The 10,883-nt window shown below is 56.8% G+C and carries 5 protein-coding genes; 4 read left to right on the top strand and 1 reads right to left on the bottom strand.

What is annotated here, in order from left to right:
- Positions 1-100 precede the first annotated feature (100 nt).
- From NPS47_RS00365 to NPS47_RS00350, 4 genes are all read left to right on the top strand, one after another.
- Entirely contained in the window at positions 101-2,614 is a 2,514-nt protein-coding gene (locus NPS47_RS00365; protein WP_274293158.1) for a hypothetical protein, read from the top strand.
- A 910-nt stretch (positions 2,615-3,524) separates the two neighbouring features.
- Complete coding sequence (locus NPS47_RS00360) at positions 3,525-4,256, top strand: ribonuclease T2 family protein (protein WP_274293157.1); 732 nt, start codon at positions 3,525-3,527, stop codon at positions 4,254-4,256.
- A 221-nt stretch (positions 4,257-4,477) separates the two neighbouring features.
- Positions 4,478-5,362 carry a DUF6216 family protein gene (locus NPS47_RS00355; RefSeq protein ID WP_274293156.1) on the top strand — a complete coding sequence of 295 codons (885 nt, stop codon included), beginning with the start codon at positions 4,478-4,480 and terminating at the stop codon, positions 5,360-5,362.
- Between the two features lie 96 nt (positions 5,363-5,458).
- Positions 5,459-10,012 carry an NEL-type E3 ubiquitin ligase domain-containing protein gene (locus NPS47_RS00350; RefSeq protein WP_274293155.1) on the top strand — a complete coding sequence of 1,518 codons (4,554 nt, stop codon included), beginning with the start codon at positions 5,459-5,461 and terminating at the stop codon, positions 10,010-10,012.
- 37 nt (positions 10,013-10,049) lie between these two features.
- Here the strand turns inward: NPS47_RS00350 and NPS47_RS00345 are convergent, their stop codons facing one another.
- Entirely contained in the window at positions 10,050-10,586 is a 537-nt protein-coding gene (locus tag NPS47_RS00345) for an autoinducer binding domain-containing protein (RefSeq protein ID WP_274293154.1), read from the bottom strand.
- Positions 10,587-10,883: the final 297 nt, after the last annotated feature.

The following is a 10,883-nucleotide window of genomic DNA, read 5'->3' as shown; positions in this document are numbered from 1 at the left end:
CGCGCCTGTTTCCTTACTCTGGAAGAGGTCTGGGCGGGGCGTCCATAGCTGCTTTTGCTTGTTTTAATTGCGGCTCCAACTGCATCGAAGGATTGAAAAAATGAGCTCAACAATGATAAGCCCCCCCGTTAATCCGAATAGCATTGTGCCAAGCAGCCCTGCTGGCATTGACGATCTGCGCATCGAGTTTGATCTTCACCTGAAGAGCCGCTATCCGAAAGAGGCGATTTCAGATTACCCAAGGCCTATGGTCATCGGTGCCACGTGGCCTGTCTCAATCGCTGATGTGGGTATCAACCACGAGGAAGTTTGGGACCCTGACGACGGCGTGGTGGTAGTCATCCCTAGCTACAAGGGCATGGCAGTGGATGATTGGATCATCGCAGACTGGAGCGGCAAGAGAGTACCGGCGAAGGTCGTAGCGGGGGACGTGAGTAACCAGTACCTGACAGTGATCGTGCCCAGTGCCTTCATCAAGGAAAAAGATGACGCGCAAGTAAAGTATTACGTTACACGCAAAGGCAGCGCTGGCCTCTATGGCACTGTGGGCACTTCACAGGTGTTGATTGTAAAGGTGCGATTCGGCCAACCGGGGCATGTGGGTAACGCAGCGCCTGTGCAGTTGAATGCTCCCACCCTGACAACGCCGGCCACGGGGCCGGTAGGCGAAAGCGACGCCAAGAGCGGCGTGCAAGTGACGATTGCGGATTACACGCGCATGGCGGCCTTCGATACGGTCGTACTTTATTGGGGCCATGAAACCGTTGAGCATATCGTGCAAGCGACACAGGTGGGCAACCCGATTGTCATCACCGTGCCGGAGGCTACAGTACTGGCAGCAGGAGACAGCAAAGACCTTGAAGTGGATTACTACGTAGTTGATGAGGTTGGGAACGAGTCCGAATGGTCGGTAACCACCCGTGTACAGGTAGCCGTATCGAAGCTCAAGTTTGCTGCACCCACCCTCAGTGATCTGGAAGACCTGAAACGCACTATTGTCCAACCTTTCAATCTGGACATATATGGCAGCAAGGGCCTGGAAATTAAAGCTGACCCAGGCAATTTCCAGCCAGGCGATACTGTAACCGTCAAATGGAAAGCCACTACCGAAGCGGGGCTTGTTCAAGCAACCGATCTGGGTACTGTGGATATAACAGCTGTTGGCGAAGTGCTTACCTTTGCACTGCCCCACACGGAGTTGTGGGGCCTCGCCAATGGTTCGGGCAGCGCTTATTACGAAGTAAAACGCAATAATATGGTCACGTTGTCACAGTCAGCCGCGATTAATTTCATCGGCACGCGTGCATCCAGCGCATTGCCCGCAGTGTCGATAGACGGCGCCGAAAGTGTGGATAATGGCTGGTGGACCGACTCTGATCTTGTGGTGGCTGACCTGGTCATTCCTCAACTGGCCAATCTGATGGCGGGTGATGTTGTTGACGTCGTGATGCGCGGGGTTGCTGCCGACGGTCGTAGCCTGGTATTCAAACCCAGAAAGCATCGTGTCACCCAAGTCCAGGCCAGCAGCGAATTACGGTTACGCTTGGACGGGCCTAAATTCCTGCAGCCCTTGGAGGGTGGCTATGTGGATATCTACTACACCGTGAAGCGGGGCAAGAACAAGGTCAAGTCGTTATACCAGCGATTCTACGTCGGTTATCTTGCCGAGACGCTGCCGGCGCCCACCACTGAAACCGATCTTTCCCATTCCAATAATGTGTTGGATCCTGGCCGGAAGGAGTTTGCACATGGTGTTTATATCACGCTGCCGGATCTAAGCGCAGTGAAGGGGGATTATACGCTTCAAATGATCTGGGAAACCTCGGAAGGGGGGTATCACGAGCAGTCGCAAGACATAGACGCAGGCGATACCCCGACCTTGTTCCAAGTGCCTGCCGCTGAACTGAAGCTCAATGGAAACCCGATTGATGTCGTTGTTTACTACATTGTGTCCCAGGCTAACACGCCTGATCGTGCGTCTGCGGACCTGGAATTTACAATCGCAACGCCTGCGATGCTGGTGGCCCCGTTGGATGTCAGCCAAGCCCCGATGGTGCTGCGTGGAGGGGCCATCGAGATGTGTCAAATGGTGGCCAATGCCTGGACCGTTTTCCCGACCAACGTCAATGGCAATGTCGCAAGGTCCCAACAGCGATTGCCCACGGGCGGCACCCCTCCGTATACCTATGCTTCAAGTACCCCAGGCATTGCTCGGGTCGATGCCGACGGGCGTGTCTGGCCATTACGCAATGGCGTCGTGACAATTACGATCACCGATGCGGCGAAAAAAACCATCAGCTATCCGGTGCAGGTGTCTTATTGCTTCAGGGTGCTGGTCGGCCCAGGTAGCTACAATTTGGTCAGTGCGGAGAATTTTGTCAGAGCGGAGTCGGCCCTGCCTGTGAACAACGACTTGATCCCGGATCTGCATGTGTTATATGGGGCACCTCTGCCATTAAATCGTCATACCTGGACAGGCCACAGGCTTTTTCCTGAAGGCTTCAATGGCGGCCCGGGCTCAGGGTCTTTCTATCACTTGGCAACAAAGACAATATGTTATGCGAATACTTATAACACGACTGTCCCAGGCGCCATGGCAATGAAACCTGTCTAGGGAAACTCCAAGCAAGTTATCCCGCAACTGACCTGAACCGGCTTTCGGCTCAACACTGCCCGACTTTCAGCCGCTGATGATTGTGATAACCAGGGCAAAGCCCTGGTTATCATGTTTTACAGACGCACCTTTCCTGCAGCAGCCAACAACTGTCGGCGCTCCCTCCACAGATATGACACTGCAAACAGCGTGGTCAGTTGCGGCGCTGTTTCAGCACAGGGCGCACCGATGAGGGTTTGTAGCAAAATTCGCTATCGCTTTCGTCGGCATTAAACAAGTCACGCACTTAAGTGCGTACTGCCGGAAAATCACGATGTACTGGGAGATGGTTCCCTGTCGAGTGTTTGGATGTAAGCGAATGTTTGGCCGCTAGTTGCTACGTTAACTAGAGTTCAGTGACTGGCCTTAATCAGGCAGCACGGATTGTTCAACAAAGGGGCTGGCCAATGAGTTCAGCAAACGACACTTCCAATTTCGAGATGCTTGGAAAGTACAAGTACCCCTGTTAGGCATCCGGACGTTTCTAGCCCATGAAATCCGGAACCTCTCGATGGCGTGGCAGGACATCAAAGCAATATCAGCATGCCGACCGAATCGGTCTCGCGCTAGTCCACTAGCGAAAAAGCACCGAGTCCAACGAGAGCATCCAGCTCACCTTCCTTACCCCAGAAGCTGAGCGAGCCATGGCATTGCCGATTTCAGCGTAATGAAATACATCCTTTGGCGAAACTATCAATTCTGTCAGTAGACAGCCGTTGTTCCATGGCGGTAGCGTCATTACAGCTTCAGGCCTTGACTCAGATGTTGTTAGAGATTGTCGCGGTACTATTTTCGTTCGCGCCACATTGAGCGGATTCTACGATTTTGCTCAGGGGAGCGTGCTGAACTCAAGCCCAAAGGAGTAGGTCGCATGAGACTCTCAACAGGCATCGCAGCAATTTTTGCTCTTACCACCGTCAGTCACAGCGTGTTTGCCTTGGATGCCAACGAGGAGATCACACCGAGTACAACTCCCTACGACTTCCTGATTTATGCTGTTACCTGGCAACCAAGTTTCTGTAAATTGAAACCCGAAACGTCAGGCTGCGATGGTCCACCTGCAAGATTCCTGGTGCATGGGATATGGCCCTACAACAACAGTACTGAACAGAAAACCAATCGGCATCCGGCGTTCTGCAATACCGCGCCCAGTTGTGAAGACAAGACCGAATGCGAGATCGAAAAAGATACCTTGGAGAAAATTTCGCTCATTCCAGAAATTGCCGAACGGGTGACGGTCAACCCGCAAGATATGTTCAAACACGAATGGCGAAAGCACGGTACTTGCGCAGGGAAGAGCGAGGCGGAATATTTTGCTGATATCGCCACCCTCTGGAAAGTTGTCGCTTTCAATGGGCCAATGTTCAATCAATGGATTGGCAAGAGCGTGCTGTTTTCCAAATTTAAGGTGGCATTCCCGGATAACACTTCCTTCCGCTGCTTTGTCCAGAACGATAAACAGTACTTGCACGAGGTTTTCTATCTGATTGATTCAGATGGCAAGCCATACCTGAAGGACCGGAACCTTCAGATCGGAACCTCTTGCAAGGAGAGAGAGACGTTCATCCCGGGTGAGTTCAAGCCGGTTTCGGCTTCCGGCTGAGTGCTGGATTGTGTTTCAAATTATCCGCGAGCTGGGCGATGCAAGGAGGCTCACTGCGCCTCAGCGGTCCGATTGCACTTTTCCTACACCGCATTCAGAATTTTCGCTGCGGACAACCCTGTAACGCCTCTTTTATCATTCCGGATTCTTTCTCTTGCAGTCGGATTCGCCGCATTGCCGCGGCCAGCTGTATTGCATAGCCGTTCGAATAAGGATCGTTCATGACAACACCTTCCCCAGCTACCATCCCCCTGACATGGAGCGCGGAGTCAATCGCCTCGCTTGGCGGCATCGCCACGGTGCTCCTGTTCGTCTGGTTGCTCTGGTTCATCTACAACCGTGCCGGGTCGCTGTTCTTCTTGCGTGACCTGATCTGGCGCAGTTTTGGTGGCAAGACAGAATTCGACAACAACCCACAGCTCAACACGATGCGCAGGGAAATGCGCGAAGTAGAGCTGTTCCGCTATGAATTCAACATTCCTGCCAGCACATTGAGCGACGCCGAGCTGGCGCAACGGTGGATCATCACCAATCGCTTGGCACCCGCCGATGTCGGGCGCTCTCGCCGCTACATCGACTGGAGCGACTTCAATGCTCCAGCCTTCAAGATCAAACGTTTTTCACCCCTCAAGGTCAAACTCTGGGGCTCACTGCTCATCTTGCTACTACTCGTTCTGGCACCCTTGCCTACGCTCACCGAGGAGAAATACCTGGCGGTCTCATTGAAGAATGCGCCAGACGCCCCCGGTTTCTATTTGTCCGAGAACGACATCAAATTCGACTGGTTCGCCGACGACTTCCTGACCGTTGAAAAATGTCGCGCTTCGACGACGCTGCAACCCTTCATCCGCGAGGGTTTGCCAGAAACACGGCTAGACCAGATCTGTTCCTTCTTCATGGACCCGAGCTACGTGGAGCATGTAAGAAAGGGTCTGCGTGAACAGCGTTCGTTACTGCTCGGGCTCGCCTTGTTCTGCATGGCAGGCACGCTGCTGATTGTCCTCAAGATCGCCCGCATGGAGCGGGCCAGCAAGCTGCATCGGTTGAGTCAGGGCACGGTGGCGGCGTCGGGCCATGGGGTGCAGGGGAATCAGGCGACCCGTTGAGTGAGCGACTCTCCTGCCGGGTAGTAGCTATCTAAGCACGCCTGATAACCCTCAACGCTTAGGCTCGCGCTTTCAGTCTTACAGAAGGCACAGGCCATGGAAACCAGCCACAGTCAGGACGTCGCGACCGCAGCCACGCTCACCGCAGAACAAACCTATCAAGACAGCATCATCGGTAAACGCCTACCGGCCTGGCTGCGTAAGGCCAGTGCCGAACAGCTGAGCGCACTTGGCGATGCGATGCGCCAGAGCCTGGTTGTCCGTCAGCGGCTGAGCAAGGCGTTGGCGCGAATTGAGAGTATCGACGGTTTCGCTGTCGCCACGCTGGAAAACGCCCTGAAAGAGCGTTTCGCCGATGATTACAACGTACGAAGGTGGAGTTTTATCGTCGGGCACCGGGAGCCGGTGATCAATCAACAGCCCGTCGGCGCTCATCTCACCGAAGTTGTGTATGAAGAAATTCCACTGCTCGAGGCGGCGCTACGCAATTTCACCGCCGATCAATGCGTGGCTGGCGGGCAGCCAAAGGGCAATCGATTGAGCAGCGCTCGGGTAGGCAATATCAAGCCGCCCAGTGCCATCGAGTTTGCCAGGCTGTGCCGTGACACCGACGTGGGGGGACAGTATCAACGCCATCTGGACAGTGTCCTCCAGCCGCAAGCCGGGTCGGGCACCGCCGATAACGTCGCGGGGTTGTTGGCCCGTTCGCATCGCTACGGCATGCTGACTGATGCCTATGAAGCCAGGCTCAAGGGCGTACTAAGCGAGAGCGAACTGCAACTGGTGGTCGGGCTGTGCAAGACGGATCGTTTGCCGCGCCTCGATGGCGATCCTGTGGTGGCCATGCAACTGAGCCTGCTCGGCTGCAGGCTGGAGCAGATTGTCGTGCTCCACGTTTTCGATGAAGGCTTGCTGCGCAACACTACCAAGCAGGTGCTGGTGCATATACCCGGCGATCCGAACGGGCCCTGGAGTATCTGCAAAAACCTGCGTTACCTCGCCAATGAACTGGGCCGGCGCCTGCGCTCAAGCCAGTATCAGCGCTTTTTCAGCCGCTTTGTACGGCGGCGCGACAGCCAGCGTTTTTTCTCGGTGGTGATCCCTGCCTACGCGGATCTGGCGATCTGGGCCAATATTGACCTCGAAGAACACCTGCTCGCTTATCGGCGGCCCTTGTTCGAGAAACTGGCTGAGGCACGTATCCGCCAGATCAAGGACGACGCGGCGATGATCGCGATGCCGGTGGCCGAACTGGATCGTGAAGTCCAGCGTCAACACGACCAGCGTCTGGCCGCCGAAGGGTGGGCGTTGCTCAACCTGGCCGGGTTCTTCGTACCGGTCATCGGTGCGGCGTTGCTGGCGGTCACCGCCTGGCAGTTGCTGGGCGAGGTCTACCATGGCGTCGAGGCCTGGAAGGAGGGCGATAGCAGCGAAGCCTTCGACCATTTGCTGAATGTCGCCATCGATCTTGCAGTAATTGCTGCTACGGCCGCCGGTGTCAGTGTGGCGCGCAGGCTGTGGACGCGCTCAACGGTGGTGGATGCTTTGCTGCCAGCCCAGCTGGAGGATGGCACAACAGCGCTGTGGAACCAGGACCTGACGCCCTTTCGCAGGGCTGCGCCAGTGTCTCAAGCAGCGCCAGTGTCTCAAGCAGCGCCTGACGCGCTGGGCGTACATCGGCTCGCCGGGCAGGCGTGGATCGAGATGGACGGTCACCATTATGCCGTGGTCGAGCGGGCCGCAGATAACCAGTGGCAACTGCTGCCCAGAGACGGTCACAGTCCGCTGTTGCGTCACAACGGTGCCGGTGCCTGGCGCTTGTGGAGCGAGCAACCGGCCGAGTGGGACGATACTCATCGCATGTTCCGCCGCTTGGGCGGGGTTTTCCGTGAGCTTGATGCTGAGCAAATCGATCAAGCGCTGAGCGTACATGGCCTGGGCGCCGATTATCTGCGGGGCTTGCATGTCTATGCACAAGCGCCCTCTGCGCAGTTGCTGGACAGTGTGATGCGTATCAGGCTGGACCGCAGGATTCGCGCGGTGATTGACGGTTTGCGCAGCGGCGAGGCGGTCGAGGACATCACCGTTCTGCACCATGCTCAGGGCCTGTCGGGTGCTGGCGGATTGTCCGATCAGCACCTGGCAGAGCTGGCCTGGGTCCAGCGTCGGCATCTGTTTCAGCGCTTGTATGACAGCATGCAGGACAGTGTTGGGCCGGGTATCGAGACATTTCGCCGGATGTTTCCGCACCTGCACATCAGAGCGGCAGAGGTATTACTGCGTAGCGCCGGCGCTACTGATCGCCAGCGGTTGCTCGACACCGGGAGGGTACCGCTGCGTCTGGCCGAGGCTGCCAGAGCCTGTGCCCGGCAGATTCGCCTGGCCAGGGCTTATGAGGCATTGTTGATCGATACGCCGCAAAATGCCGATATGGCGCGTGTCGCTCTGGGAATGCTCAAGCATCTGCCTGGAGCCACAGGCGTACACTGGCGTCTGGTCGAAGGCTACGCGCAGGGGCCCGAGCTGCTATTGACCGGGGAAGGCAGCCAATCTTTTGGCTTGATCCATCACAATGGAGCGTTCCAGCTGCTGGATGCGCACGATTCGCTCGTCGGCGATCCGGGGGAGTTGTTCGAGGTCATGGCCATGGCGTATGACGATAGTCAACGTGACGCCATGGGCATTGCTGAGCCCTTTGCGCATAACCTGCGCGTGCTGCTCGCACGCCAGGCATTGCAGCGGCGCCAGGAGGCCTCAACGCTGCTGAGCAGGCGCGAGGGCACTGGCTGGTTCCACGTGCCGCAGCGCCTGGACGATGGCCGGATCGGCTATCCGCTGAGCGGTCGCGGTGCCGCGGGCCGTTCGCGGCGGGGCAGGCCACAGTCGTTATTCGCCATGGTTCGCGCGATATACCCAAGCTTTACCGATGCGCAGGTCGTTGCCTGGATGCGCGATGTGCAGGATTCGGGTGTACGCGTCGAAACTGAACTGGCCAGGCTTGGCCAGGAACTGGAAACACTGAACCGCACTCTGCAACATTGGTCAAGTGAGCCCGATAATCCCGGGGTGCGAGATGACCGCCAATACTTCATGGAGTCTCTGGTCAATTGCTGGCAGCGCACGGCAAGCGCTGGGCCCAGTAGCAGTGCACATAATGTGAACTATCGCTTCACCTTGTACGGCGCGGAGATCGGGGCTTTGCCTGAGCTGCCGGCGCAGGTCAGCTTTAACCACGTTTATGAGCTGGCACTGTTGGGGATGGGGCTGCAGGAGTTGCCCGATGGTTTCACACGGGCGTTCACTAACCTGCGGGTACTGGAAGCTCCCGGTAATCGGCTGACCCGGGTGCCGCCCAACCTGGGGCAATTCGAACACTTGCGGGAGCTGGATCTGTTCAACAATCAGATCGCGCTCGATGTACCGCAGGCTATGGTCCTCTCCAATTGTGAATCCCTTGAGTACATCAATCTGTCCTTCAATCCATTGGGGCGTGCTTTTTCTCTGAGCAGGTTGTACAGGTTGCGCCGTTTGCATTTGCGTCAAACGCAGATCAGCGGGCTGCCAAATGCCCTGATGGCTTGTCCTGACCTGCTGTTGGCCGACCTGCGCGAAAATCAGATCACTGAGTTGCCGGAACAGTTCTATCAATCTGCGCCATGGCTCAGACGCATTGTCATGCTCGCGGACAATCCGTTGTCTGCCCAAGAAGCCCTACGCTTGCAGGCATCGCTGTTGGATGCAGGTGGAAATCAGCCTCATGGCGTTGGTGCCGAAGCCTTGGTGACTACTCGCCAGCGCTGGCTCGATGCGGCCGATAGCCTGATGCGAGACGAGTTGTCGGCGTACTGGGAGGACTTGGAAAACATACCGGGAACAAGCGACTTTTTCGACTTGCTGGGGCGACTGCTGGAAACCGCCGATTTCCAGCGCGGCGGCCAAGCCCTGGCCAACCGGGTGTTCACCATGATCAGGGCGATGAACGAGCATGCCGGCCTGCGCAATGAACTGATGGTACAAGTCACCCGCGACCTGACCTGTCAAGACAGTGTTACCTTGAGGTTCAGCAACCTGGAGTTGCACATGTTGGTGTGGCGGGCGCAGTTTACGGCGGATAACCCGCAGGATGCGCTGCTTCATCTGGGACGACAGTTATGGCGCCTGGACGAAGTCGATCGTATTGCACTGGAGGACATTCAGGCCCGGCGGGCTTCGGGGAGTGATCCGGATGAGATCGAGGTCGTTCTGGCCTACCGTCTGGCCCTGCGCGACGTCCTCGATCTGCCGGCGCAGCCTAGCGATATGTTGTTCGGCGAAGTGGCCGGGTTGGACAGCCAGCGCATCGCACGTGCCCAAGCCCGGGTGCAGGCGGCTGAAACTCCGGAGCGTCTGGCACATTCACTGGTGGCCCGGGCGTTCTGGCAGGAGCATCTGTCAAGCGCGCAGCGGCCACGTTTCGATGCGCTCAATGTGCCATTTCATGAGCGCACTGCCGAGTTGATGGCGGCGCAAACAGTTCCCGAAGGTGAGCGTATAGCGCAGGTCAATCGCGTTCGGGACGCATGGCTGGAGGCTCAGCAGGCGTTGAGTCTTGAACTCACGCTAGCATTGTTGCGCCCGGCAGCGGGGCACTCCGCCAGCGCTCTGCAGTGAAAACCAGGGCAGGGTGAAGGTTGCAGGCGATAGGGAATTACCCCTCGTCCTTGGGTATCACCCCAAACAATTTCGGTGCGCCGGGGTTGCGATTGGGGTGCTGCTGGGCGAAAAATTCAATTGAGGCCCGGTGCAACTGTTCACCCAGCCACATTACTTGTGCCGCTTTCTGGTAAAGCTCCTGGGTCGAGACGCTGGTGTCTGGGCGCAGGATACTCAAGCTGCTCTGCGCTTGTTCGCCATGGATGGGCTGAACCCAGCCGTGGCATAGACCGCAGGCCTGGGCCAGTGCCCAGATATCGGGTGTGTCGTTGTAGGTTGCAAGGCTCCACAGCAAGGGAACACTGGACCTCTTGCAATAAACGGGGACCGGGTCCCGAGCGGCATAGCCTTGCCGGTCGTAGTGCTTGAACCAGGACTCAGGGTAGTTGCTCGTGTTATCGCATCGGCTAGGGCTGATATAGGTAAATGCGAAGAAGTGAAACCCTAACTTTTTTATGTGCAACGGCAGGCGCTCGAGTAGATGAGGCAAGTCGAGCAGGCACTGCTGTTGCACTGATGTCCGGTTGTTCATCGTACCTCCATGTAGATGAATCGAATTTTACTGCAGACATCGCAGCCTGGTAGAAGTTCCCAGGGGGTATATGTGCCAACTGTCACGCTTCAATTTCAACGACGAATATTCGTACAAGGCTCAGCCAGGTAAGCGGCATTGGTCGCAGTGTATAGCCGCGCCGGGCGTAGTGCGCATTACTGGTCATTGTTTTTTTGTACCGCAGCGCTGCGACTGATAGAGCCGTACGGCGACAGCCCCCCTGACATTCAAATGCCCAGACCACCCATCACGGGAGGGGTACCTTTCACCTTTCTT

It is taken from the genome of Pseudomonas putida (assembly GCF_028682475.1).
GTDB lineage: Bacteria > Pseudomonadota > Gammaproteobacteria > Pseudomonadales > Pseudomonadaceae > Aquipseudomonas > Aquipseudomonas putida_AG.
Note: the sequence above shows the minus strand (reverse complement) of the source record. Positions and strands in the feature narration are given on the sequence as shown.

Coding starts and splice junctions, on each gene's coding strand:
- NPS47_RS00360 (WP_274293157.1), top strand. CDS start 3,525: ATGAGACTCTCAACAGGCATCGCAGCAATTTTTGCTCTTACCACCGTC.
- NPS47_RS00355 (WP_274293156.1), top strand. CDS start 4,478: ATGACAACACCTTCCCCAGCTACCATCCCCCTGACATGGAGCGCGGAG.
- NPS47_RS00365 (WP_274293158.1), top strand. CDS start 101: ATGAGCTCAACAATGATAAGCCCCCCCGTTAATCCGAATAGCATTGTG.
- NPS47_RS00345 (WP_274293154.1), bottom strand. CDS start 10,586: ATGAACAACCGGACATCAGTGCAACAGCAGTGCCTGCTCGACTTGCCT.
- NPS47_RS00350 (WP_274293155.1), top strand. CDS start 5,459: ATGGAAACCAGCCACAGTCAGGACGTCGCGACCGCAGCCACGCTCACC.